23 protein-coding genes are annotated in these 24,312 nt (G+C 71.5%); 1 reads left to right on the forward strand and 22 read right to left on the reverse strand.

From position 1 onward, the window contains the following. Nucleotide 1: 1 nt before the first annotated feature. The 8 genes from pyrF to pyrR all read right to left on the reverse strand — a co-directional run bounded on the left by pyrF (nucleotide 2) and on the right by pyrR (nucleotide 9,956). Complete coding sequence (gene pyrF / locus ABZ565_RS14815; RefSeq protein WP_361025508.1) at nucleotides 2–841, reverse strand: orotidine-5'-phosphate decarboxylase; 840 nt, start codon at nucleotides 839–841, stop codon at nucleotides 2–4. Further along, a complete protein-coding gene (locus ABZ565_RS14820) occupies nucleotides 838–1,947 on the reverse strand; it encodes a quinone-dependent dihydroorotate dehydrogenase (protein ID WP_361025511.1) in 1,110 nt (369 codons plus the stop codon). Before ABZ565_RS14820 ends, pyrF begins: the two co-directional genes overlap by 4 nt. A 56-nt stretch (nucleotides 1,948–2,003) precedes the next feature. Beyond that, on the reverse strand, nucleotides 2,004–5,312 hold the full coding sequence (carB, locus tag ABZ565_RS14825; RefSeq protein ID WP_361025514.1) for a carbamoyl-phosphate synthase large subunit: 3,309 nt from the start codon (nucleotides 5,310–5,312) through the stop codon (nucleotides 2,004–2,006). After that, the gene (gene carA / locus ABZ565_RS14830) at nucleotides 5,305–6,444 is read right to left on the reverse strand and encodes a glutamine-hydrolyzing carbamoyl-phosphate synthase small subunit (protein ID WP_361025517.1); all 1,140 of its coding nucleotides are present in this window, start codon (nucleotides 6,442–6,444) and stop codon (nucleotides 5,305–5,307) included. Before carA ends, carB begins: the two co-directional genes overlap by 8 nt. Then, on the reverse strand, nucleotides 6,441–7,016 hold the full coding sequence (locus ABZ565_RS14835) for a hypothetical protein (RefSeq protein WP_361025520.1): 576 nt from the start codon (nucleotides 7,014–7,016) through the stop codon (nucleotides 6,441–6,443). Before ABZ565_RS14835 ends, carA begins: the two co-directional genes overlap by 4 nt. Continuing rightward, nucleotides 7,013–8,299, reverse strand: coding sequence for a dihydroorotase (locus ABZ565_RS14840; protein ID WP_361025523.1), 1,287 nt, complete (start codon nucleotides 8,297–8,299; stop codon nucleotides 7,013–7,015). Before ABZ565_RS14840 ends, ABZ565_RS14835 begins: the two co-directional genes overlap by 4 nt. 2 nt (nucleotides 8,300–8,301) lie before the next feature. Next, a complete protein-coding gene (locus ABZ565_RS14845; RefSeq protein WP_361025893.1) occupies nucleotides 8,302–9,285 on the reverse strand; it encodes an aspartate carbamoyltransferase catalytic subunit in 984 nt (327 codons plus the stop codon). 86 nt (nucleotides 9,286–9,371) lie between these two features. Continuing rightward, nucleotides 9,372–9,956 (reverse strand): bifunctional pyr operon transcriptional regulator/uracil phosphoribosyltransferase PyrR, encoded by a 585-nt coding sequence (pyrR, locus tag ABZ565_RS14850; RefSeq protein ID WP_361025526.1) that lies wholly within the window; start codon nucleotides 9,954–9,956, stop codon nucleotides 9,372–9,374. A gap of 221 nt (nucleotides 9,957–10,177) precedes the next feature. On the opposite strand from pyrR, the gene bldD reads away from it, so the two are divergent. Beyond that, entirely contained in the window at nucleotides 10,178–10,678 is a 501-nt protein-coding gene (bldD, locus tag ABZ565_RS14855) for a transcriptional regulator BldD (protein WP_018103903.1), read from the forward strand. Between the two features lie 156 nt (nucleotides 10,679–10,834). Here the strand turns inward: bldD and nusB are convergent, their stop codons facing one another. The 14 genes from nusB to ABZ565_RS14925 all read right to left on the reverse strand — a co-directional run bounded on the left by nusB (nucleotide 10,835) and on the right by ABZ565_RS14925 (nucleotide 24,142). Next, nucleotides 10,835–11,266, reverse strand: coding sequence for a transcription antitermination factor NusB (gene nusB, locus ABZ565_RS14860; protein WP_147973393.1), 432 nt, complete (start codon nucleotides 11,264–11,266; stop codon nucleotides 10,835–10,837). A 2-nt stretch (nucleotides 11,267–11,268) separates the two neighbouring features. Then, the gene (gene efp / locus ABZ565_RS14865; RefSeq protein ID WP_018103901.1) at nucleotides 11,269–11,835 is read right to left on the reverse strand and encodes an elongation factor P; all 567 of its coding nucleotides are present in this window, start codon (nucleotides 11,833–11,835) and stop codon (nucleotides 11,269–11,271) included. Between the two features lie 51 nt (nucleotides 11,836–11,886). Further along, nucleotides 11,887–12,993, reverse strand: a complete 1,107-nt coding sequence (locus tag ABZ565_RS14870; RefSeq protein ID WP_361025531.1) for an aminopeptidase P family protein — start codon at nucleotides 12,991–12,993, stop codon at nucleotides 11,887–11,889. A 90-nt stretch (nucleotides 12,994–13,083) separates the two neighbouring features. Further along, complete coding sequence (locus ABZ565_RS14875; RefSeq protein ID WP_361025535.1) at nucleotides 13,084–13,929, reverse strand: Pro-rich N-terminal domain-containing protein; 846 nt, start codon at nucleotides 13,927–13,929, stop codon at nucleotides 13,084–13,086. Nucleotides 13,930–14,054: 125 nt separating this feature from the next. Next, complete coding sequence (gene aroQ / locus ABZ565_RS14880) at nucleotides 14,055–14,495, reverse strand: type II 3-dehydroquinate dehydratase (RefSeq protein WP_164404156.1); 441 nt, start codon at nucleotides 14,493–14,495, stop codon at nucleotides 14,055–14,057. Further along, entirely contained in the window at nucleotides 14,492–15,586 is a 1,095-nt protein-coding gene (gene aroB / locus ABZ565_RS14885; RefSeq protein WP_361025539.1) for a 3-dehydroquinate synthase, read from the reverse strand. Before aroB ends, aroQ begins: the two co-directional genes overlap by 4 nt. Further along, entirely contained in the window at nucleotides 15,583–16,125 is a 543-nt protein-coding gene (locus ABZ565_RS14890) for a shikimate kinase (RefSeq protein WP_361025542.1), read from the reverse strand. Before ABZ565_RS14890 ends, aroB begins: the two co-directional genes overlap by 4 nt. Next, complete coding sequence (gene aroC, locus ABZ565_RS14895) at nucleotides 16,122–17,306, reverse strand: chorismate synthase (protein WP_361025545.1); 1,185 nt, start codon at nucleotides 17,304–17,306, stop codon at nucleotides 16,122–16,124. The genes ABZ565_RS14890 and aroC overlap by 4 nt, the downstream gene beginning before the upstream one ends. Before the next feature lie 145 nt (nucleotides 17,307–17,451). After that, nucleotides 17,452–18,279, reverse strand: coding sequence for a shikimate dehydrogenase (locus tag ABZ565_RS14900; RefSeq protein WP_361025548.1), 828 nt, complete (start codon nucleotides 18,277–18,279; stop codon nucleotides 17,452–17,454). Next, the gene (gene mltG / locus ABZ565_RS14905) at nucleotides 18,276–20,093 is read right to left on the reverse strand and encodes an endolytic transglycosylase MltG (RefSeq protein ID WP_361025551.1); all 1,818 of its coding nucleotides are present in this window, start codon (nucleotides 20,091–20,093) and stop codon (nucleotides 18,276–18,278) included. Before mltG ends, ABZ565_RS14900 begins: the two co-directional genes overlap by 4 nt. A gap of 96 nt (nucleotides 20,094–20,189) precedes the next feature. Continuing rightward, a complete protein-coding gene (ruvX, locus tag ABZ565_RS14910) occupies nucleotides 20,190–20,675 on the reverse strand; it encodes a Holliday junction resolvase RuvX (RefSeq protein WP_361025554.1) in 486 nt (161 codons plus the stop codon). After that, entirely contained in the window at nucleotides 20,672–23,341 is a 2,670-nt protein-coding gene (alaS, locus tag ABZ565_RS14915) for an alanine--tRNA ligase (RefSeq protein WP_361025557.1), read from the reverse strand. Before alaS ends, ruvX begins: the two co-directional genes overlap by 4 nt. After that, the gene (locus ABZ565_RS14920) at nucleotides 23,341–23,694 is read right to left on the reverse strand and encodes a DUF6167 family protein (protein ID WP_361025560.1); all 354 of its coding nucleotides are present in this window, start codon (nucleotides 23,692–23,694) and stop codon (nucleotides 23,341–23,343) included. The genes alaS and ABZ565_RS14920 overlap by 1 nt, the downstream gene beginning before the upstream one ends. Before the next feature lie 7 nt (nucleotides 23,695–23,701). Beyond that, a complete protein-coding gene (locus ABZ565_RS14925; protein ID WP_361025563.1) occupies nucleotides 23,702–24,142 on the reverse strand; it encodes a DUF948 domain-containing protein in 441 nt (146 codons plus the stop codon). Nucleotides 24,143–24,312: the final 170 nt, after the last annotated feature.

Below are 24,312 nucleotides of genomic sequence, written 5' to 3' on the forward strand. Positions count from 1 at the left end.
GTCAGCGGTCCGAGACGGCCGCGCGGACCTCGTCCGCGAACCGTTCGGCGGCCCCGCGCAGCCCCGCGACGTCCGGCCCGTGGCGCAGCACGCCCCGGCTGACGCTGGGCACCACGTTGCGCACCGCGTCGCCGAAGACGCCCGGCAGATCGGCCGGGGTCGCCCCCTGCGCGCCGATGCCCGGGGCGAGCAGCGGACCGTTGATCGCGAGGTCCGCACCCGCGTCGCCGAGCGTGGCGCCGACGACCGCGCCGACCGAGCCGAGCGGGGTGGCGCCCGCGTTCTCGGCGGCCATGTGGTCGAGCATCAGCTGGGCCAGCGGACGGCCGTCGGCGGCCGTGGCGCGCTGCACCTCGGCGCCCTCCGGGTTGGAGGTCAGCGCGAGGACGAAGACACCGGCGCCGGAGACCGCCGCCGCGTCGAGCGCGGGCCGCAACGAGCCGAAGCCGAGGTACGGCGAGACGGTGACCGCGTCCGAGAACAGCGGCGAGTCCTTGTCCAGGTAGGTCGCCGCGTAGGCGCCCATGGTCGAGCCGATGTCGCCGCGCTTGGCGTCCATCAGGACGAGCGCCCCGGCCGCACGCGCCTCCTCGACGGCCTTCTCCAGGACGGCGACGCCGCGCGAGCCGAAGCGTTCGAAGAACGCGGACTGCGGCTTGAGCACGGCCACCCGGTCGGCCAGTGCCTCGACGACCGTACGGGTGAACCGCTCCAGGCCCGCGATGTCGTCGCTGAGCCCCCAGGCGGTGAGCAGCGAGGCGTGCGGGTCGATGCCGACGCAGAGCGGTCCTCGGGTGTCCATGGCGTGGCGCAGCCGGGCGCCGAAGGGTTCCAGGGTCATTTCGCTGCCTTCCGGGTTTCCGCGCCGACGGCGTCGGCGAGCGTGGCGTACGGGGAGGCGGCCAGGCGCGCGGCCAGGCCCTTGTGGATCGCGCGGGCGTAGAACGGGCCCTCGTAGATGAAGGCGCTGTAGCCCTGGACGAGGGTGGCGCCGGCCAGGATGCGCTGCCAGGCGTCCTCGGCGTTCTCGACGCCTCCGACGCCGACCAGGGTGATCCGGTCCCCCACGCGCCGGTAGAGGCGGCTCAGGACCTCCAGGGAGCGTTCCTTGAGGGGTGCGCCGGACAGGCCGCCGGTCTCCTTCACCAGGGCCGCCGGGGACTTCAGCCCCAGCCCGTCCCGGGCGATGGTGGTGTTGGTGGCGATGATGCCGTCCAGGCCCAGCTCGACGGCCAGATCGGCGACCGCGTCGACGTCCTCGTCCGCGAGGTCCGGGGCGATCTTGACGAGCAGCGGGACGCGGCGGTGGGTGACGGTGCGGTCGGCCGCCTCGCGCACGGCGGTGAGCAGCGGGCGCAGCGACTCGGTGGCCTGGAGGTTGCGCAGGCCGGGGGTGTTGGGCGAGGAGACGTTGACGACGAGGTAGTCCGCGTGGGCGGCCAGGCGCTCGGTGGACTTCACGTAGTCGGCGGCGGCGTCGGCCTCGGGGACGACCTTGGTCTTGCCGATGTTGACGCCGACGGTCGTGCGGAAGACCGGGGTGCGGGCGGCGAGCCGGGCGGCGACGGCGGCGGAGCCCTCGTTGTTGAAGCCCATGCGGTTGATCAGCGCGCGGTCCGCGACCAGGCGGAACAGCCGCTTCTTCGGGTTGCCGGGCTGCGGCTCGCCGGTCACGGTGCCGATCTCGACGTGGTCGAAGCCGAGCATCGCCATGCCGTCGATCGCGACGGCGTTCTTGTCGAAGCCCGCGGCGAGCCCGAAGGGGCCGTGCATCCGCAGGCCCAGGGCCTCGGTGCGCAGCTCCTTGTGGCGGGGGGCGAGGGCGGCGGCCAGGAAGGTGCGCAGCACGGGGACGCGGGCGGCGAGGCGGATCCAGCGGAAGGCGAGGTGGTGAGCCTGCTCGGGGTCCATGCGCTTGAAGACCAGCTGGAAGAAGAACTTGTACATCACGGTGTCCTCATGAAGAGGGGGACACCGTTTCCGGTGTCCCCCTTGTGGGCTGCCTAGTCGCGGGCCGCGGTCAGATGTTCCGCGTGTTCCTGGAGGGAACGGACGCCGACGTCTCCGTTGTTGAGGGCGTCGATGCCCTGGACGGCCGCGGCGAGCGCCTGGACCGTGGTCAGGCAGGGCACGGAGCGGGCGACGGCCGCGGTGCGGATCTCGTAGCCGTCGAGCCGGCCGCCGGTCCCGTACGGGGTGTTGACGATGAGGTCGACACCGCCCTCGTGGATCAGCTGGACGATGGTCGGCTCGCCGTCGGGGCCCTCGCCCTCGGACTGCTTGCGCACGACCGTGGCGTTGATGCCGTTGCGCTTCAGGACCTCGGCGGTGCCGGAGGTGGCCAGCAGCTCGAAGCCGTGGGCGACCAGCTCACGGGCCGGGAAGATCATCGAGCGCTTGTCGCGGTTGGCGACCGAGATGAAGGCGCGGCCCTTGGTGGGCAGCGGCCCGTAGGCGCCGGCCTGCGACTTGGCGTACGCGGTGCCGAAGACCGAGTCGATACCCATGACCTCGCCGGTGGAGCGCATCTCCGGGCCCAGGATGGTGTCGACGCCCCGGCCGTGGATGTCGCGGAAGCGCGACCACGGCATGACGGCCTCCTTGACGGAGATCGGCGCGTCCAGCGGCAGTGTGCCGCCGTCGCCGCTCCTGGGCAGCAGGCCCTCCTCGCGGAGCTCGGCCACGGTCGCGCCCAGCGAGATCCGGGCGGCGGCCTTGGCGAGCGGGACCGCGGTCGCCTTCGAGGTGAAGGGCACGGTCCGGGAGGCGCGCGGGTTGGCCTCCAGGACGTAGAGGATGTCGCCGGAGAGCGCGAACTGGATGTTGATCAGGCCGCGGACGCCGACGCCCTTGGCGATGGCCTCCGTGGAGGCGCGCAGCCGCTTGACGTCGTGGCCGCCGAGGGTGATCGGGGGCAGGGCGCAGGCGGAGTCGCCGGAGTGGATGCCGGCCTCCTCGATGTGCTCCATGACGCCGCCGAGATAGAGCTCGGTGCCGTCGTAGAGGGCGTCGACGTCGATCTCGATGGCGTCGTCGAGGAAGCGGTCGACCAGGACCGGCCGGGTGGGGCTGATCTCGGTGGACTCGGCGATGTACGCGGAGAGCCGGGTCTCGTCGTACACGATCTCCATGCCGCGCCCGCCGAGCACGTACGACGGGCGTACGAGGACGGGGTAGCCGATCTCGTCGGCGATCTCCTTGGCCTCGGCGAAGGTGGTGGCGGTGCCGTGCTTGGGGGCGGGCAGGCCGGCCTCGGCCAGGACGCGGCCGAAGGCGCCGCGGTCCTCGGCGGCGTGGATCGCCTCCGGGGAGGTGCCGACGACGGGCACGCCGTTGTCCTTGAGCGCCTGCGAGAGGCCAAGCGGGGTCTGGCCGCCGAGCTGGACGACGACGCCCGCGATCGGGCCCGCCAGGGACTCGGCGTGCACGATCTCCAGCACGTCTTCCAGCGTCAGGGGCTCGAAGTACAGGCGGTCGGAGGTGTCGTAGTCGGTGGAGACAGTCTCCGGGTTGCAGTTGACCATCACGGTCTCGTAGCCGGCGTCGCTGAGCGCGAAGGAGGCGTGGACGCAGGAGTAGTCGAACTCGATGCCCTGGCCGATGCGGTTGGGGCCGGAGCCCAGGATGATCACCGCCGGCTTGGTGCGGGGCGCGACCTCGGTCTCCTCGTCGTAGGAGGAGTAGAAGTACGGGGTCTTCGCGGCGAACTCGGCGGCGCAGGTGTCGACCGTCTTGTAGACCGGGCGGATGCCGAGCGCGTGGCGCACCTCGCGGACGACGTCCTCGCGCAGGCCGCGGATCCCGGCGATCTGGACGTCGGAGAAGCCGTGCCGCTTGGCCTCGGCGAGCAGCTCGGGGCCGAGCTTGTCGGCGGCGGCCAGCTCGTCGGCGATCTCCTTGATCAGGAAGAGCTGGTCCACGAACCAGGGGTCGATCTTCGTGGCGTCGAAGACCTCCTCCTGGGTGGCACCGGCCCGGATCGCCTGCATGACGGTGTTGATGCGGCCGTCGGTCGGGCGGACCGCCTCGGCCAGCAGCTCGGCCTTGTCGCCGGGGTCGCCGGTGAAGGTGAACTGCGAGCCCTTCTTCTCCAGGGAGCGCAGGGCCTTCTGCAGGGCCTCGGTGAAGTTCCGGCCGATCGCCATGGCCTCGCCCACCGACTTCATGGTGGTGGTGAGGGTGGAGTCGGCGGAGGGGAACTTCTCGAAGGCGAAGCGCGGGGCCTTGACGACGACGTAGTCGAGGGTCGGCTCGAAGGAGGCCGGGGTCTTCTCGGTGATGTCGTTGGGGATCTCGTCCAGCGTGTAGCCGACGGCCAGCTTGGCGGCGATCTTGGCGATCGGGAAGCCGGTGGCCTTGGAGGCGAGCGCCGAGGAGCGGGAGACGCGCGGGTTCATCTCGATCACGATGACGCGCCCGTCGGACGGGTCGATCGCGAACTGGATGTTGCAGCCGCCGGTGTCGACGCCGACCTCGCGGATGATCGCGATGCCGATGTCGCGCAGCCGCTGGTACTCGCGGTCGGTGAGGGTCATCGCCGGGGCGACGGTGATCGAGTCACCGGTGTGGACGCCCATCGGGTCGAAGTTCTCGATGGAGCAGACGACCACGACGTTGTCGTTGCGGTCGCGCATCAGCTCCAGCTCGTACTCCTTCCAGCCGAGGATGGACTCTTCGAGCAGCACCTCGGTGGTCGGGGAGAGCGTGAGGCCCTGGCCCGCGATGCGGCGCAGCTCCTCCTCGTCGTGGGCGAAGCCGGAGCCGGCGCCGCCCATGGTGAAGGAGGGGCGGACGACGACGGGGTAGCCGCCGAGGGTGTCGACGCCGGCGAGGACGTCGTCCATGGAGTGGCAGATGACCGAGCGGGCGGACTCCCCGTAACCGATCTTCTCCTTGACGGCCTCCACGACGCCCTTGAAGAGGTCGCGGTCCTCGCCCTTGTTGATGGCCTCGACGTTGGCGCCGATGAGCTCGACGCCGTACTTCTCGAGGACACCGTTCTCGTGCATGGAGATCGCGGTGTTCAGCGCGGTCTGGCCGCCCAGGGTGGGCAGCAGCGCGTCGGGGCGCTCCTTGGCGATGATCTTCTCGACGAACTCCGGGGTGATCGGCTCGACGTACGTGGCGTCGGCGATCTCCGGGTCGGTCATGATCGTCGCCGGGTTGGAGTTCACCAGGATGACGCGCAGGCCCTCGGCCTTGAGCACGCGGCACGCCTGGGTGCCGGAGTAGTCGAACTCGGCGGCCTGCCCGATGACGATCGGACCGGAGCCGATGACCAGGACGGACTGGATATCGGAGCGCTTAGGCACGCTGGCCCTCCATCAGGGAAACGAAGCGGTCGAAGAGGTACGCGGCGTCGTGCGGGCCGGCGGCCGCCTCGGGGTGGTACTGGACGCTGAAGGCCGGCCGGTCGAGCAGCTGCAGGCCCTCGACCACCTGGTCGTTCAGGCATACGTGGGAGACCTCGGCGCGCCCGTAGGCGGTGTCGGAGACCTTGTCGAGGGGGGCGTCGACGGCGAAGCCGTGGTTGTGCGCGGTGACCTCGACCTTGCCGGTCGAGCGGTCCTGCACGGGCTGGTTGATGCCGCGGTGGCCGTACTTCAGCTTGTACGTGCCGAAGCCGAGCGCGCGGCCCAGGATCTGGTTGCCGAAGCAGATGCCGAAGAGCGGGGTCTTCCGCTCCAGGACGCCCTGCATCAGCGCGACGGGGTGGTCGGCGGTGGACGGGTCGCCGGGGCCGTTGGAGAAGAAGACGCCGTCCGGGGCGACCGCGTAGACCTCCTCCAGCGTCGCGGTGGCGGGCAGCACGTGGACCTCGATGCCGCGCTCGGCCATCCGGTGCGGGGTCATGCCCTTGATGCCGAGGTCGACCGCGGCGACGGTGAACTTCTTGGTGCCGATCGCGGGGACGACGTACGCCTCCTTGGTGGCGACCTCGGCGGACAGGTCGGCGCCCTTCATCTCGGGGGCCTCCTGGACGCGGGCCAGCATCGCCGCCTCGTCGGTGACCGCGTCGCCGGAGAAGATGCCGACGCGCATGGCGCCGCGCTCGCGCAGGTGGCGGGTGAGGGCGCGGGTGTCGACGCCGCTGATGCCGACGACGCCCTGGTTCGCCAGCTCCTCGTCGAGGGTGCGGCGGGAGCGCCAGTTGGAGGGGGTGCGGGCGGGGTCGCGGACGACGTAGCCGGAGACCCAGATCCGCTTGGACTCGGGGTCCTCGTCGTTGACGCCGGTGTTGCCGACGTGCGGGGCGGTCATCACGACGACCTGGCGGTGGTACGAGGGGTCGGTCAGCGTCTCCTGGTAGCCGGTCATGCCGGTGGAGAAGACCGCCTCGCCGAAGGTCTCCCCCACAGCCCCGTAGGCGCGGCCGCGGAAGGTGCGGCCGTCCTCCAGGACGAGTACGGCGGGAACCTGGGCTCCCCGGGTGGAGGTCGTCATCGTGCGATGCCTTCCGTAGTGCTGGTGAGGTGGTTGACGGCGTCGACCCACGCGGGGTGTTCGGCCGAGTGGTCGGAGCGGAATCCGGAGTCGATCAGCCGGTCGCCGAGCGCCCAGGTGATGACGAGGAGTCCGCCCTCGGGCAGGACCTTGCCCGCCAGTGCCCTTTCGGTGCGGGCGCCGCGCAGGTCGGCGGCCGGGACGAAGAAGTCCGCGGCTCCGGGCCGTACGACGTCGAGGCCCTGGGCGGTGAGGGTGAGCTCGACGCGGCTGCGGGTGCCGAGGCCGTGGGCGACGATCCGGTCGAGCCACTGCCCGGCCGTGGTCGACGCGTGGTAGCGGCCGGAGAGGGTGAGCAGCTGCTCGCCGTCCGCGATGCCCTCCGGCGCGGTGGCCGGAACGGGCAGGTCGGACTGGAGGTTTCCGCGCCACTTCCAGCCCTGGCGCATCAGCCAGTAGACGAACACGACGAGGACGACGAGTCCGATCACCCAGCTGATCCGTGCGGACCAGTCGGTCACTTCCGCCGACTTCTGCTCGGCGGCCAGGTGGTACAGGGTCTGTGTTGTCACGCGAGCTTCCCGTCGACGACCGTGGCACGGCCCCGCAGGAAGGTATGGGTCACTCGGCCCGGCAGCTCGCGCCCCTCGTAGGGGGTGTTGCGGCTGCGGGAGGCGAAGCCCGCGGGGTCCACCTCTCCACGGTATGCCGGATCGACCAGCGTGAGGTTGGCAGGCTCACCGGCCGAGACGGGGCGGCCGTGTCCTTCGAGCCGTCCGATGGCCGCGGGGCGCACCGACATGCGGTCGGCGACGCCGGCCCAGTCGAGCAGTCCGGTCTCGACCATCGTCTGCTGGACGACGGAGAGCGCGGTCTCCAGGCCCACCATGCCCATGGCCGCCGCGGCCCACTCGCAGTCCTTGTCCTCGTGCGGGTGCGGGGCGTGGTCGGTGGCGACGCAGTCGATCGTGCCGTCGGCGAGCGCCTCGCGCAGGGCCATGACGTCGGCCTCGGTGCGCAGCGGCGGGTTCACCTTGTAGACGGGGTTGTAGCTGCGGACGAGCTCGTCGGTGAGGAGCAGGTGGTGCGGGGTGACCTCGGCGGTGACGTTCCACCCCTTGGACTTGGCCCAGCGCACGATCTCCACGGAGCCCGCGGTCGACAGGTGGCAGATGTGGACCCGGGAGCCCACGTGCGCGGCGAGCAGGACGTCGCGGGCGATGATCGACTCCTCGGCGACGGCGGGCCAGCCGCCGAGGCCCAGCTCGGCCGAGACGACGCCCTCGTTCATCTGGGCGCCCTCGGTGAGGCGGGGCTCCTGGGCGTGCTGGGCGACGACGCCGTCGAACGCCTTCACGTACTCCAGGGCGCGGCGCATGATGACCGCGTCGTCCACGCACTTGCCGTCGTCGGAGAAGACCTTCACGCCGGCGGCGGAGTCGTGCATGGCGCCGAGCTCGGCGAGCTGCTTGCCCTCCAGGCCGACGGTGACGGCGCCGACGGGCTGGACGTCGCAGTAGCCGGACTCCTTGCCGAGGCGCCAGACCTGCTCGACCACACCGGCGGTGTCGGCGACCGGGAAGGTGTTGGCCATGGCGTGGACGGCGGTGAATCCTCCGGCCGCGGCGGCCCTGGTGCCGGTGAGGACGGTCTCGGAGTCCTCGCGGCCGGGCTCGCGCAGGTGGGTGTGGAGGTCCACCAGGCCGGGCAGCAGGACCTGTCCCGCCGCCTCGATCACGGTGGCGGCGCCGGCGTCGAGGCCGGTGCCGACCGCGGCGATGGTCTCGCCGTCGATGAGGACGTCCTGCGGGTCGCCGCCGAGTACCTTCGCACCGCGGATAAGGATCTTGCTCATAATTACTTGTTCTCCTCGGTACGGGCGGCGGTGGGGGTGGCGGACTCGTAGCCGCCGAGCAGCAGGTAGAGCACGGCCATGCGGATGGAGACGCCGTTGGCGACCTGCTCCACGACCGTGCAGCGGTCGGAGTCGGCGACCTCGGCGGTGATCTCCATGCCGCGGACCATGGGCCCGGGGTGCATGACGACGGCGTGCTCCGGCATCTTCGCCATCCGCTCGCCGTCCAGGCCGTAGCGGCGCGAGTACTCGCGCTCGGTCGGGAAGTAGGCGGCGTTCATCCGCTCGCGCTGCACACGGAGCATCATCACAGCGTCGGACCGGTGCAGCACCTCGTCGAGGCTGTAGCTGACGTCGCAGGGCCACTGCTCGACGCCGACCGGGACCAGGGTGGGCGGGGCGACCAGGGTGACGTGGGCGCCGAGTGTGTTCAGCAGGTGCACGTTGGAGCGGGCGACCCGGCTGTGCAGGATGTCGCCGACGATCGTGATCCGGCGTCCGTCGAGGTCCTTGCCGAGTCCGGCGTCGGCACCGACGAGCCGGCGGCGCATCGTGAAGGCGTCCAGCAGGGCCTGGGTGGGGTGCTCGTGGGTGCCGTCGCCCGCGTTGACGACGGCACCGTCGATCCAGCCGGAGGTGGCCAGCCGGTACGGGGCTCCGGAGGCGCCGTGGCGGATGACGACGGCGTCGGCGCCCATCGCCTCCAGAGTCAGGGCGGTGTCCTTGAGGGACTCGCCCTTGGAGACGGACGAGCCCTTCGCGGAGAAGTTGATGACGTCGGCGGACAGCCGTTTGGCCGCCGCCTCGAAGGAGATGCGGGTACGCGTCGAGTCCTCGAAGAAGAGGTTGACGACGGTCCGGCCGCGCAGGGTCGGGAGCTTCTTGATCGGCCGGTCCGCGACCCGGGCCATCTCCTCGGCGGTGTCGAGGATCAGGACGGCGTCGTCGCGGGTGAGGTCGGCGGCCGAGATGAGGTGACGCTTCATCTGGGTGTTCTCCGGGTGGCTGGAGGTTTCAGGCATGCGGGCGCGCGGAAGCCGCCGCACGGCGGGCGGGCCGTACGGACGGGAAGCTAACGCTCGACCGCGGGGGCGGCCTGCTCGACCCCGAGCAGCACGGCGTCGCGGCCGTCCTCCTCGGCGAGCTGGACCTTGACCGTCTCCCGCAGCGACGTGGGGAGGTTCTTGCCGACGTAGTCGGCACGGATCGGCAGTTCGCGGTGGCCGCGGTCGACGAGGACCGCGAGCTGCACCGCGCGGGGCCGGCCGATGTCGCCGAGCGCGTCGAGGGCGGCGCGGATCGTGCGGCCGGAGAAGAGGACGTCGTCCACCAGGACGACCAGGCGGCCCTCGATGCCCTCGCCGGGGATCTCGGTGCGGGCCAGGGCGCGCGCGGGGCGCAGTCTCAGGTCGTCGCGGTACATGGTGATGTCGAGGGAGCCGACCGGCATCGTGCGGCCGGTGATCTCTTCGAGCTTGTCGGCGAGCCGGCGGGCGAGGAAGACCCCGCGGGTCGGGATGCCGAGGAGCACCACGTCGTCGGCGCCCTTGGCGCGTTCGACGATCTCGTGGGCGATGCGGGTCAGGACCCGGGCGATGTCGGGAGCCTCCAGAACGGGGCGTGCCGCATTGCCGGTGGCGTCGTACTGTGCGTCCATAAGAAACGGACCTCCTTCTCCGCCTCACGGGACGGACCTTAAAGGACGTCGAAATTGCGTCATCCACGTTACCAGGGCCCCTGCCGGAGCTCGCCCCCACCCCCGGGGAGAGCCGGTACGGACCATCTCAGCTTGACGCGACCAAGTAACGCTGCGTAACCTCACAGTGAGTTACCAGCCACGCGGCCCAGCCGCGTACGTTCCAGCGTCCGGGGAGCCTTATGTCCAGCGAATACGCAAAACAGCTCGGGGCCAAGCTCCGTGCCATCCGCACCCAGCAGGGCCTCTCCCTCCACGGCGTGGAGGAGAAGTCCCAGGGCCGCTGGAAGGCCGTCGTGGTCGGTTCGTACGAGCGCGGCGACCGTGCCGTGACCGTGCAGCGCCTTGCCGAGCTGGCGGACTTCTACGGCGTCCCGGTCCAGGAGCTCCTGCCCGGCACGACGCCCGGCGGTGCCGCCGAGCCGCCGCCGAAGCTGGTCCTCCAGCTGGAGCGTCTGGCGCACGTGCCGCCGGAGAAGGCCGGCCCCCTCCAGCGTTACGCGGCGACGATCCAGAGCCAGCGCGGCGACTACAACGGCAAGGTGCTGTCGATCCGCCAGGACGACCTGCGCACGCTGGCCGTGATCTACGACCAGTCGCCCTCGGTGCTGACGGAGCAGCTGATCAGCTGGGGCGTGCTCGACGCGGACGCGCGCCGCGCCGTCGCCCACGACGAGGGCTGAGCGGCCCTTCGGAGAAACGTGCCGCCGGGTTCGGCGGGGCCCCTCACGGACGCCCCGCCGGGCCCGGCTTTTCTCGTAGCCCCCGAGGTGCGCGAGGACATGACGAAGGGCCCACGGCTTCAGCCATGGGCCCTTCGACGGCGGAACGCCGCCGGGTCACTGCTCCCGGCGGAGGTTCGGCTTGAGGTCCTTGAAACGGGCCAGCAGGCCGTTCACGAAGGACGGGGAGTCGTCGGTGGAGAACTCCTTGGCGATCTGCACCGCCTCGTCGATGACCACCGCGTCCGGGGTCGCGTCGACCCAGATCAGCTCGTAGGCACCGAGCCGCAGGATGTTCCGGTCGACGACCGGCATGCGGTCGAGCTCCCAGTCCACGGCGTAGGTGACGATGAGGTCGTCGATGCGGTCCGCGTACTGCGCGTACCCCTCGACGAGCTCCATCGTGTACTCGGTGACCGGCGGCTGGCGGGTGTCGGACCGCGAGTGCCGTACCCAGTCCGCGAGCACCGTCAGCACGGACTCGTCGCGCTGGTCGGCCTCGAAGAGGATCTGGAAGGCGCGCTTGCGCGCCGTGTTACGAGCAGCCACGACTACTTGTTCACCCGGCTGATGTATTCGCCGGAGCGGGTGTCGACCTTGATCGTCTCACCCGTGGTGATGAACAGCGGGACGCCGATCTCGTAACCGGTCTCCAGGGTGGCCGGCTTGGTGCCGCCGGTGGAGCGGTCGCCCTGGACGCCCGGGTCCGTGTGCTGGATCTTCAGCTCGACGGCGGCCGGCAGCTCGACGTAGAGCACCTCGCCGTCGTGCTGCGCGACGGAGGCGGTAAAGCCCTCGATCAGGAAGTTGGCGGTGTCACCGACGGCCTTGCGGTCGACCATCAGCTGGTCGTACGTGTCCATGTCCATGAAGACGAAGTAGTCGCCGTCCATGTACGAGAACTGCATGTCGCGCCGGTCGACCGTGGCCGTCTCGACCTTGATGCCTGCGTTGAAGGTCTTGTCGACGACCTTGCCGGAGAGCACGTTCTTGAGCTTCGTGCGTACGAAGGCCGGGCCCTTGCCGGGCTTGACGTGCTGGAACTCGACGACGGACCAGAGCTGGCCTCCGTCGAGCTTGAGCACCATGCCGTTCTTGAGGTCGTTCGTGGAAGCCACGGTTGCGGAATCTCCTGGGCTGAAGCTGGTGGAACGACCGAGAAACGCGCGCTAGAGCGCGAGCAGTTCCTTGGTCGTAATGGTGAGTAGCTCGGGTCCGCCGTCCGCCTCGGGGCGCACGACGAGCGTGTCATCGATCCGGACCCCGCCCCGGCCCGGGAGGTGGACCCCCGGTTCGACGGTGACCGGCACACAAGCGTCCAGTTTACCCATGGCGGCGGGTGCCAGCTGCGGGTCCTCATCGATTTCGAGCCCCACCCCGTGTCCTGTGAAGGGCGCCAGGCCCTCGCCGTGGCCCGCGGAGTCCAGGAGATGGCGGGCGGCCCGGTCCACGTCGCGGTACTCGGCGCCGGGCAGCAGGGCCTCGCGGCCGGCCCGCTGAGCGGCGAAAACCAGCTCGTACAGCTCGATCTGCCAGTCGGCGGGCGCCGTGCCGATGACGAAGGTACGGCCGATCTCGCAGCGGTAGCCCCGGTAGTTGGCGCCCAGGCAGACCGAGAGGAAATCTCCTTCCTCCACCCGTCGGTCCGAGGGCCGGTGGCGGCCCCGGCCGGAGTTGGGGCCGGTGGCGACGGAGGTCGCGAAGGCGGGTCCGTCGGCGCCGTGGTCCACCAGCCGGCGCTCCAGCTCCAGCGCCAGGTGACGTTCGGTGCGGCCGACGAGGATCGATTCGAGGAGTTCGCCCAGCGCCTGGTCGGTGATCTCGGCCGCGATCCGCAGGCAGCCGATCTCCTCCTCGTCCTTGACGATGCGCAGCTGCTCGACCGTCGCGCCCAGATCGGCCAGCCGCAGCTTCGGGGCGACCGAGGCCATGGCCCGGTGCCGGGCGACCGTCAGATCGTGCTCCTCGACGGCCAGCGACTCCGCGCCGGCCCCGGCGGCGAGGTCGGCGGCGGCGACCACGGGGTCCCCGCCGGCCACCGGCAGCAGGTCGACGCGCAGGTGCTCGTCGGTGCGGCCGTCGGCCGGGTCTCCGGTCGGCGGGCGGGGGCAGAGCAGAACGTCCTCGCCGGGGCCGAGCAGCAGCACGGCGCCCGGGGGCGCTCCCCCGGCCAGGTAGCGGACGTTGGCGGGGCGGGAGACCAGGGCGGCCGCGGATCCGACTGCGGCGCACCGGTCGCGGAGCAGCCCGCGTCGGACGGCGTACACCTCTGACATGCGTCGAGCGTACGAGCGCGGCGCCGGGCCCGCCCGGCGGGCGCATCCGACCGGGGGGCGGGCCGCTGTGGGCGGGACGGGCCCGCCGCCTCACCAGGAAGGGGGGCTGGCCAGGGAGCGGGCGAGTATGTCGTCCAGGACCCGGGCGGTGGTCTCCACGTCGTACGTCGAGTTGTCGATGATCGGGAGCCCGGAGCCGTACCAGCCGGCCATCCGGCCGTGGATGCGGGCGACCTCCTCGTCGGAGAGGCGGCGGTTGCCGCTGCGCTCCGCGTTGCGCTCCAGGACGATCTCCAGGCCGGGCAGCAGCACGACGGGCAGGAGCCCGGGGCCGACGTGCCGCTTCCAGCCGCCGAGGCCGACGACCGGCCGGTCGGGGAAGACCGCGTCGTCCAGGATGCAGGAGATCCCGTTGGCCAGAAAGTTGCGGGCGGCGAAGCCGCAGGTGCGGCGGGCCAGGCGGTACTGGGCCTCCGACTGGTCGTTCCACCCGGCCTGCGGGTCCGCGAAGCCGGAGCAGACCCACTCCCGGACGTCGTCCAGGCTGACGTGGGCGGTCGGCACCCGGCGGCGGGCCGCCCAGAGCCGGGCCACGGTGGTCTTCCCCGCGCCCGCCGGGCCGATGAGGAGCACCGCGAGCGTCGCGTTGCCCGTGCCCGGCTCGGCGGGCGGCGCGGGCAGCGGTACGGGCCTGCCGGGCGGCAGCTGGATGTGCCCGGTGGTCTCGCGGGTGGCCGGGGCCGGGGCCTGCTGCGGTGCCGGTCCGCTCCAGCCGTGGCCCTGCGGCGCGGGCGGGCCCGCGGGCGGCGGGCCCGGGTGCCCGCCGGGCGGGGGCTGGTGCGGCGGGCCGGGGTGCTGGGCCTGGTGCGGCCAGCCGACGGGGCCGTTTCCGGGACCCTGGGGCGGAGGCAGCGGGGCCCCCACTGCGTGCTGCATCCGGTGCAACTCCGTCTCGTACAGGCAACTGGCGCTGGTGCAACGGCAACCGTACCTTCCCCGGCCGCCACACGGACAACGGCCGGGGAGGGTCTGAGGTGCCCGCTGCCCGGAAACGCGCCTGCTCAGTCCGCGAGTTCGTCCGCCAGCGCGCGCAGGGCGAGACGGTAGGACCCGATGCCGAATCCGGCCACGGTCCCGGTGGCGACCGGGGCGATCACCGAGGTGTGGCGGAATTCCTCCCGTGCGTACGGGTTCGAGATGTGGACCTCGATCAGCGGGGCCGTGCGCTGGGCGGCCGCGTCCCGCATCCCGTACGAGTAGTGCGTGAAGGCGCCCGGGTTGATGACGACCGGAATCGAGCCGTCGGCGGCCTCGTGGAGCCAGCGGATCAGCTCGCCCTCGTCGTTGGTCTCGCGCACGTCGGCGTCGAGACCGAGCTCCTTGCCGAGGGTGCGGCACGCCTCCACGAGCCCCGCGTACGACGTGGAGCCGTAGACGTCGGGCTCGCGGGAGCCGAGCCGGCCGAGGTTGGGGCCGTTGAGCACGAGGACCCGGCGGGTCATGCCGAGACCTCCCCGTAGGCAGCGAGCAGCACGGCCGGGTCGGGGCCCTCCAGGACGGCGGGCTTGCCGAGGCCGTCCAGGACGATGAAGCGCAGCAGGTCGCCGCGCGACTTCTTGTCGACCCTCATGTTCTCGAGCAGCTTGGGCCACTGGTCGCCGCGGTAGGTGAGCGGCAGCCCGACGGACTCCAGGATCGCGCGGTGCCGGTCGGCGGTGGCGTCGTCCAGGCGGCCCGCCAGCCGGCCGAGTTCGGCGGCGAAGACCATGCCGACGGAGACGGCCGCGCCGTGGCGCCACTTGTAGCGCTCGTTCTTCTCGATCGCGTGGCCCAGGGTGTGGCCGTAGTTGAGGATCTCGCGGAGCCCGGACTCCTTGAGGTCGCTGGAGACGACGTCGGCCTTGACCCGGATGGAGCGCTCGATGAGCTCGGCGGTGTGCGGTCCGGTGGGCGTACGGGCGGCCTGCGGGTCCTCTTCGATCAGGTCGAGGATCACCGGATCGGCGATGAAGCCGGCCTTGATGATCTCGGCCATGCCGGAGACGTAGTCGTGGACGGGCAGCGAGTCCAGGGCGGCCAGGTCGCAGAGGACCCCGGCCGGCGGGTGGAAGGCGCCGACGAGGTTCTTGCCCTCGGCGGTGTTGATGCCGGTCTTGCCGCCGACCGCCGCGTCGACCATGCCGAGCACGGTCGTCGGTACGGCGATCCAGCGCACCCCGCGCAGCCAGGACGCGGCGACGAAGCCCGCCACGTCGGTGGTGGCGCCGCCGCCGACGCCGACGATGACGTCGGTGCGGGTGAAGCCGGTCTGGCCGAGCGCCTTCCAGCAGTAGGCGGCGACCTCGACGGTCTTGGCCTCCTCCGCGTTGGGCAGCTGGATCGCGATCGCCTCGTAGCCCTGGTCCGCGAGGTCCTGGCGGACCGCCTCGCCGGTCTCGGCGAGCGCCTCCGGGTGGAGGACCGCGACGCGCTTGGCCCGCTCACCGATGAGCCCGGGCAGCTCACCGAGGAGCTGCCGGCCGATCAGTACCTCGTACGGGTCGGTGCCCGCGCTGCCGGCGATGCGGACGCGGATGGGTGCCTGCTGGGTCATGGTGTGTTCTCCCGGCCGGACGGGGCTCCGTCCGGCAGCTCCAGTGCGTCGAGGACCGCCTGGGCGACCTCTTCGGGTGTGCGCTCGTCGGTGGCGACGACCGTGCGGGCGACCTCGGTGTAGAGGTGCCGGCGGGCCTCCATCAGCTCGCGCCACTGCCGGCGCGGGTTGACCGCGAGCAGCGGGCGGGCGGTGTTGAGCCCGACCCGCTTGACCGCCTCGTCCACGTCCATCGAGAGGTAGACGACCGGGTGGCCGGCGAGCAGCGCGCGGGTCGACTCGTCCAGGACGGCCCCGCCGCCGAGCGAGAGGACGCCGGTGTGCTCGGCGACGGCGGCGCGGACGGCCTCCCGCTCCAGCGCGCGGAAGTGGTCCTCGCCCTCGTCGTAGAAGATCTCCGCGATGGGCTTGCCCGCGGTCGCGACGACGTCCGCGTCGGTGTCCCGGTAGCCGGTGCCCAGCCGGCCGGCGAGCAGTTCGCCGACCGTGGACTTGCCGACGCCCATGGGGCCGACCAGGACGACCAGGGGACCGGTCATCGGATCTGGAGGTGGTCGAGGTACGACCGCACGTTGCGGCGGGTCTCGGTGACGCTGTCGCCGCCGAACTTCTCCGCCACGGCGTCGGCCAGGACCAGGGCGACCATCGCCTCGGCGACGATGCCGGCGGCCGGGACGGCACAGACGTCGGAGCGCTGGTGGTGGGCCTTGGCGGGCTCGCCGGTCACCACGTCGACGGTGGCCAGGGCGCGCGGCACGGTGGCGATCGGCTTCATGGCGGCGCGGACGCGCAGCAGCTCACCGGTGGTGAGTCCGCCCTCGGTGCCGCCTGCCCGGCCGGAGGCGCGCTTGATGCCGTCCTCGGTCACCAGGATCTCGTCGTGCGCCTGGGACCCGGGCACCCGGGCGAGGTCGAAGCCGTCGCCGACCTCGACGCCCTTGATGGCCTGGATGCCCATGAGCGCGCCGGCGAGGCGGGCGTCGAGCCGGCGGTCCCAGTGCACGTGCGAGCCGAGGCCGACGGGCACGCCGTACGCCAGCACCTCGACGACACCGCCTAGCGTGTCGCCGTCCTTGTGGGCCTGGTCGATCTCGGCGACCATCGCCTTGCTCGCGTCGGCGTCGAGGCAGCGCACCGGGTCGGCGTCGAGCCGCTCCACGTCGGAGGGGACCGGGTAGACCCCGTACGGCGCCTTGGCGGCGGCCAGCTCCACGACATGGCTGACGATCTCGATGCCCGCGGTCTCCTTGAGGTAGGACCGGGCGACGGCACCGAGGGCGACGCGGGCGGCGGTCTCCCGGGCGCTGGCGCGCTCCAGGACCGGGCGGGCCTCGTCGAAGCCGTACTTCTGCATGCCGGCGAGGTCGGCGTGGCCGGGGCGGGGCCGGGTCAGCGGGGCGTTACGGGCCTGCTCGGCCAGCACCTGGGGGTCGACCGGGTCGGCCGACATGACCTGCTCCCACTTGGGCCACTCGGTGTTGCCCACCATCACGGCGACCGGGGAGCCCATGGTGAGGCCGTGCCGGACACCGCCGAGGAAGGTGACCTCGTCCCGCTCGAACTTCATCCGCGCACCGCGGCCGTAACCGAGCCGCCGCCGGGCGAGCGCGTCCGCCACCATCTCCGTGGTGACCGGGATGCCGGCGGGAAGACCCTCCAGCGTCGCCACCAGTGCGGGGCCGTGCGACTCCCCCGCGGTCAGCCAGCGCAACCTGCTCAACGGTGCTCCTCATGCTCGCGCCTGAAATCCAGCGGCGCGACCGGGTGCGCGGCCCTGGCCCGCCGCCCCCGATCCTCCCACGGCCGGGGCCCCCGGCCCGCCGTCGGTCCAGCAGACGGACGGCGCGGGCGGAGCCGGGCGGGCGTCAGCGGGCGGCCAGCGCCTCTTCCCCGGCCTTGCGCATGGCGGCGAGCGGGGCGGGCGAGCGGCCCGTCATCTGCTCGACCTGGAGGACCGCCTGGTGCACGAGGAGGTCGAGACCTCCGACGACTGCACCGCCGCGTTGGGCCCAGGCGGAGGCGAGCCGGGTGGGCCAGGGCTCGTACAGCACGTCGAAGAGCGTGCCGGGCCGCTCCGGTACGGCCTCGGCCAGGGCGTCGGCCGCACCGGCGGGGGTGGTGGCGATGACGAGGGGCGCGGCGAGCGCCCGCTCGGCCTCGGCCCAGTCGGCGATGCGGACGTCGACGCCGAGCCGTTCGCCCCAGCCGCGCATCTCGTCGGCGCGGGCCGCGCTGCGGACGTACGCGGTGACGGGTCCGGCGCAGATGCCGGACAGCGCCGCCAGCGCGGAGGACGCGGTGGCGCCGGCGCCGAGGATCGCGGCGGACTCGACCTTCTCGACGCCGCGTTCGCGCAGGGCCGCGACCATGCCGGGGATGTCGGTGTTGTCGCCGGTGCGGCGGCCGTCCTCGCCGAACACCACGGTGTTCACCGCCTCGACGGAGGCGGCGGTGTCGGTGATCCCGTCGAGCAGCGGGATGACCGCCCGCTTCAGCGGCATGGTGAGTGAGAGCCCGGCCCAGCTCCCGTCCAGCCCCTCGATGAACCCGGGCAACGCCTGCTCGTCGACCTCGAACCGGTCGTACGACCAGTGGTCGAGGCCGAGTTCGGCGTACGCGGCCCGGTGGAGGACCGGGGAGAGCGAGTGGGCGATGGGGGCGCCGAGGACGGCCGCGCGGTGCTGGGTGCTCACTGACCCGACTGCTCCTTCTCGTACTTCGCCCGGTTCCGGTTGTGCTCCTCGTTGGTCACGGCGAAGACCGTCTTGTCCTCGGTCACCGAGACGAAGTAGTACCAGGGCCCGGGGGTGGGCTTGATCGCCGAATGCAGGGCGGCATCGCCCGGGTTGTTGATGGGCCCGGGGGGCAGACCGTGCACGTAGTACGTGTTGTACGGGTGCTTGAAGTTCCGCTGCTCCGACACCGGACCGATGTCGAGCGTGCTCGACTTCTTCGCGTAGTTCACGGTGGAGTCGAAGTCGAGCAGACCGTTGGTCTCGACGTTGTTGGGCTTGAGCCGGTTGTAGACGACCCGTGCGACCTTGTCGAAGTCGTGCTTGTACTTGCCCTCGGCCTGGACGAGGCTGGCGACGGTGATCAGCTGCCAGGGGCTCTCGAGCTTCAGCTTCTTGGCGTTCTCCGTCAGGTCCGCCTTCTCGTACTCCTCGTTGGCGCGGGACACCATCGACTTGAGGACGGTCTCCGGCTTCATGCCCTTGGTGACCGGGTACGCGGCCGGGTAGAGGAATCCCTCCAGGGGGTCGAGGACGTCCTTGTGATTCTTCGCCCAGTCCGGCAGGCCGAGGCTGCCCGACTCCTTCTTGGCCACCGTGGCGGTCGTCCCCTTGGTGACGCCCAGTTTCCTGTCGATCGAGGCGTACACCAGCCGGTTCGGCGTGCCCTCCGGGATGATCAGAAGATTCTGGCTCTTCGGGTCCACCATCATCTTCACGGCCTCGGCCGCCGACATCTCCGAGTGGAGGAGGTAGACCCCCGCCTGGATCCCCTTCCCCTTCGGGTTCTCGTTCTGCGCCGAGACGAAGGCGTCGACGCTCTTCACGACGCCGGCCTTCTTCAGGATGTTGCCGATGTCGTACCCGTACGCGCCCTTCGGGATCTCCACCTCGACCGAGCCGGAGCCGCTGCCCGAGTAGTCGGGGGCGGGGCCGAAGCGGTCCTGGTAGAAGGAGTAGCCGTAGTAGCCCGCGCCGCCGACGCCGGCGACCAGGACGAGGGAGACGGCCAGGCACGCGCAGCCGCTGCGGCCCTTCTTCTTCTTGCCCTTGCCCCGGCGCTCGCCGCCCCCGTCGCGGGCGTCGCGGTCGTCGTCATCGTCGTCGTAGTCGTCGTCCCGGGGCGCCTTGCGGCCGTCCTTCTCGTCCACGCCCGTGAAGAAGGGGTGGGTCTCCTCCGGCGGCTCCTCCGGGTCCCAGTCCGGTGCCGCCTCGGGCGCCTCGGCGGGAGCGGCCTCGCGGCGGCCGGGGGGCTGCGGCGGCGGATAGGCGTCAGGGGTGCCGTAGTAGTCGTTCGTCTCGCCGTAGCCGTACGTGGCGACGGGCTGGCCCTCGTACGGCGGCACCGCCTGCTGGCCCGCGTCCCAGCCGGTGTCGTAGCCGGGCTGCGGCTGCTGGGGCTGCTGCCCGTACGGGTCCTGCGGGTGCTGGTTCCCGTACGGGTCCTGCGGGTGCTGGTTCCCGTACGCCTGCTGCTGGTACTGCTGCTGGGCGTACGGGTCCTGCTGCTGATGCTGCTGCGCGTACGGATCGTGCTGCTGCCCGTACGGGTCCTGCTGGGCGTACGGGTCGTGCGGCTGCTGCTGGTACGGGTCGTACTGGCCCTGCGGGTACTGCTGCTGGGCGCCGTACTCGTTCGTGCCGTCGTACTGGTTCTGGTCGTCGTACTGGGCCTGGCCGTGGGCAGGCTGCTGGCCGCCCCACCCCTGGTCCCCGTACAAGGGGTCCTCGGGATGCCACGGTTCGGAGCCGGGGCCCCGGCCATACTCAGTCATCGATCCCCTTGAGCCGCGAGACGATGTTCCGTCTCTTTGCTGTGCGGTGTTTTTTTCGAACACCGCCGCATCGCGCGGAACGTTACCGTAACGCGATCACACCACCACTTCGACGGCCTCGCCCGGCGGACGGCCCGAAGCGCGCTCGAACTCCAGAGCGTTCTGAAGGATCACCACAGCGGCAGCCTGGTCGATGACGGATCGGCCTTTTCTGGACTTCACGCCTGAGGCGCGCAGCCCCTGCGTCGCCGTCACTGTGGTCATCCTCTCGTCCAGCAAGCGCACCGGAATGGGTGCGACCGCTCGGGCGAGCACATCCGCGAAAGCGCGGACCTTGGCGGCGGCCGGGCCCTCGCCGCCGCCCAGGGAGCGTGGCAGCCCGACGACGACCTCGATCGGCTCGTACTCCGCGACGATCTGTCCCAGCCGCCGGTGGGCGGCCGGGACATCGCGTCCCGGCACGGTCTCCACCGGCGTCGCGAGGATCCCGTCGGGGTCGCACGAGGCGACCCCGATCCGGGCGTCCCCGACGTCGATCGCCAGCCGGCGACCGCGGCGCATCTGCGTCATGCCCGGCGTCACGCCGTCTCGGTGACGAGGCGTTCGACGGCCGCGACGGCGTCGCCGATCGCCTCCGGGTTCTGGCCGCCGCCCTGCGCGACGTCCGGCTTGCCGCCGCCCCCGCCGCCGAGGGTCTTCGCGGCGGTACGGACGAGGTCGCCGGCCTTGAGGCCGCGCTCGCGGGCCGCCTCGTTGGTCGCGATGACGGTCAGCGGGCGCCCGTTGGCCGTGGTGAACAGCGCGACGACGGCCGGGCGGCCGCCCTGGATGCGGCCGCGCACGTCGAGGACGAGCTTGCGCAGGTCGTCGGCGGAGGTGCCGTCCGGCACCTGGCCGGTGACCAGGGCGACGCCCCGGACGTCCTTCGCGGAGTCCACGAGACCGGCGGCGGCCGCGAGGACCTTCTCCGCGCGGAACTTCTCGATCTCCTTCTCGGCGTCCTTCAGCTTGCCGAGCATGCCCGCGATCTTCTCCGGGAGCTCCTCGGAGCGGCCCTTGACCAGCTCCTGGAGCTGGGCGACGACCGTGTGCTCCTTGGCCAGGAAGTTGTACGCGTCCACGCCGACCAGGGCCTCGATGCGGCGCACGCCGGAACCGATGGAGGACTCACCGAGCAGCTTGACCAGACCGAGCTGGGCGGTGTTGTGGACGTGCGTACCGCCGCACAGCTCCTTGGAGAAGTCGCCGATGGTGACGACGCGGACCCGCTCGCCGTACTTCTCGCCGAACTCGGCGATGGCGCCCTGCTTCTTCGCCTCGTCGATCGACATCACCTCGGCCTGCACGTCCAGCTCGCGGGCCAGCACCTCGTTGATCTTCTGCTCGACGTCGGTGAGGACCGTGCCGGGAACGGCGGCCGGCGAACCGAAGTCGAAGCGGAAGCGGCCCGGGGAGTTCTCCGAACCGGCCTGGGCGGCCGTCGGGCCGAGCGCGTCGCGCAGCGCCTGGTGCGTGAGGTGCGTGGCGCTGTGCGCGCGGGCGATGGCGCGGCGGCGGGTGGAGTCGATGGCCGCGTACGCGGACGCGCCGACCGTGACCTCGCCGACCTGGACGGAGCCCTTGTGCACGGAGACGCCCGGGACCGGCTGCTGGACGTCGCGGACCACGATCACGGCGCCGCTGTCGAGCCGGATGCGACCCTGGTCGGCGAGCTGGCCGCCGCCCTCGGCGTAGAACGGGGTGCGGTCGAGCACGACCTCGACCTCGTCGCCCTCGGTGGCGGCGGGCGAGGGGACACCGTCCACGAGGAGGCCGACGATCGTCGACTCGCCCTCGGTCATCGTGTAGCCGGTGAACTCGGTGACGCCGGAGTTGTCGGCGACCTCGCGGTAGGCGGACAGGTCGGCGTGGCCGGTCTTCTTGGCCTTGGCGTCGGCCTTGGCCTTGGCCCGCTGCTCCTGCATGAGGCGGCGGAAGCCGTCCTCGTCCACGGAGAGCCCCTGCTCGGCGGCCATCTCCAGGGTGAGGTCGATCGGGAAACCCCAGGTGTCGTGGAGCAGGAACGCCTTGTCGCCGGCGAGGACCGTGCCGCCCGCGGCCTTGGTCTCGGTGACGGCGGTCTCCAGGATGTTGGTGCCGCCCTTGAGGGCCTTGAGGAAGGCGGCCTCCTCCGCGAGCGCGACGGTCTCGATGCGCTTGCGGTCGGTGATCAGCTCCGGGTACTGCTGCCCCATCGTGTTGACCACGACGTCGACCAGCTCGCGGACGACGGAACCGGTGGCGCCCATCAGGCGCATGTTGCGGATGGCACGGCGCATGATGCGGCGCAGCACATAGCCGCGGCCCTCGTTGCCGGGGGTGACGCCGTCGCCGATGAGCATGACGGAGGTGCGGATGTGGTCGGCGACCACGCGCAGCGAGACGTCGGTGGACTCGGCGGCGCCGTAACGCACACCGGTCAGCTCGGTCGCGCGGTCCATGACGACGCGCAGGGTGTCCGTCTCGTACATGTTCTGCACGCCCTGCAGGATCATCGCGAGGCGTTCGAGTCCGAGACCGGTATCGATGTTCTTGGAGGGCAGGTCGCCGAGGATCGGGAAGTCGTCCTTGCCCTCGCCCGCGCCGCGCTCGTACTGCATGAAGACCAGGTTCCAGATCTCCACGTACCGCTCGTCGTTGACGGCCGGGCCGCCCTCGACGCCGAATTCGGGGCCGCGGTCGTAGTTGATCTCGGAGCACGGGCCGCATGGGCCGGGGACGCCCATGGACCAGAAGTTGTCCTTCTTGCCCAGGCGCTGGATGCGCTCGGCCGGGACGCCGATCTTGTCGCGCCAGATGGCCTCGGCCTCGTCGTCGTCCAGGTAGACGGTGATCCACAGGCGCTCGGGGTCGAGCCCGAAACCGCCGTCCGCCACGGAGCTGGTCAGCAGCTCCCAGGCGTACGCGATGGCGCCTTCCTTGAAGTAGTCGCCGAACGAGAAGTTGCCGCACATCTGGAAGAAGGTGCCGTGCCGGGTGGTCTTGCCGACCTCCTCGATGTCCGGCGTACGCACGCACTTCTGCACGCTGGTGACGCGCGGCGCGGGCGGCTTGACCTCGCCGAGGAAGTAGGGCTTGAACGGCACCATGCCGGCGGGGACCAGCAGCAGAGTCGGGTCGTCCGCGATGAGCGACGCCGAAGGGACAACGGTGTGACCGCGCTCCTCGTAGAAGCTCAGCCAGCGGCGACGAATTTCTGCCGACTCCATCAGTGGTCCTCATTCCGGTTGTACGAGTGGTAGGGGAGCTTGCGGTAGGTGGCGGGGGCCGGGTGCGGGTCCGCGTGGGCCGCCTCGACGGCCGGGCGGCGCGCCGGGGGCAGTTCGCGGGGGTCCGCCGCTTCCAGGCCCAGCGCCTCGCCGAGTTCGGCCTCGCGCCTGACCATGCCCTCGCGGACGTCCAGCGCGAAGTCCTTGAGCTTGTGACCCGCCACGATCGCCTTGTCGGCGGCCTGCGCCGCGAGGCTCTCGGGGGTCAGCTGCTTGATCTTCCGGTTGACCTTGGTGGTGGCCCATACCCCGGCGGCTGCGCCGGCGGTGAACCAGAACGTACGGCGGAACATCGCTGCGTCAGTCCTTAGATCCGCGGGAATTTCGGCCGCCGCGCTTCCTGCCGCGTGCGGAGGGGACGGTCCGGCCGACGATCACCGAGCGCCGGGACTGCGCCTCCGGTCCGGGGGCGGACCGGCGGCCGATGGCCTGCCGGACCCCGTAGCCGAACGCGGCGACCTTGACCAGCGGCCCGCCGAAGGTGGAGGCGACCGTGGTGGAGAGCGCGGAGGCGTTGGAGGTGACTTCCTGCACGTCCGTCGCGATGGCGTCGACCTTGTCGAGCTGGGTCTGCGCGGAGCGTACGGTCGCCGAGGCGTCCGCGAGCAGGGGGACGGCCTGTTCGGTCACGTCCGCCACGAGTTTGGTGGTCGCCCTGAGCGTCTGGGCGAGCCTCACCAGCACGACGGCGAGGAACGAAACCAGGATCGCCCAGAAGACGGCCACCAGGATCCCGGCCACCTCACCACCGGACACAGTGCACCGCGCTCTCTGGCTTGTCGTCTGTCTCTGTCTTGTTCTCTTGCTCTGCGGCGAGGGCCGTCGGGGTGGCCGGTCACCTTCCCCCGAGCCTATCGCGCCGGGGCTCGCGCCCCGTACCGCATGACCGGGCAAGCGCCGGGGATCCGGGC

This window comes from Streptomyces sp. NPDC016469 (assembly GCF_040632905.1).
In the GTDB taxonomy this organism is placed as follows: domain Bacteria; phylum Actinomycetota; class Actinomycetes; order Streptomycetales; family Streptomycetaceae; genus Streptomyces.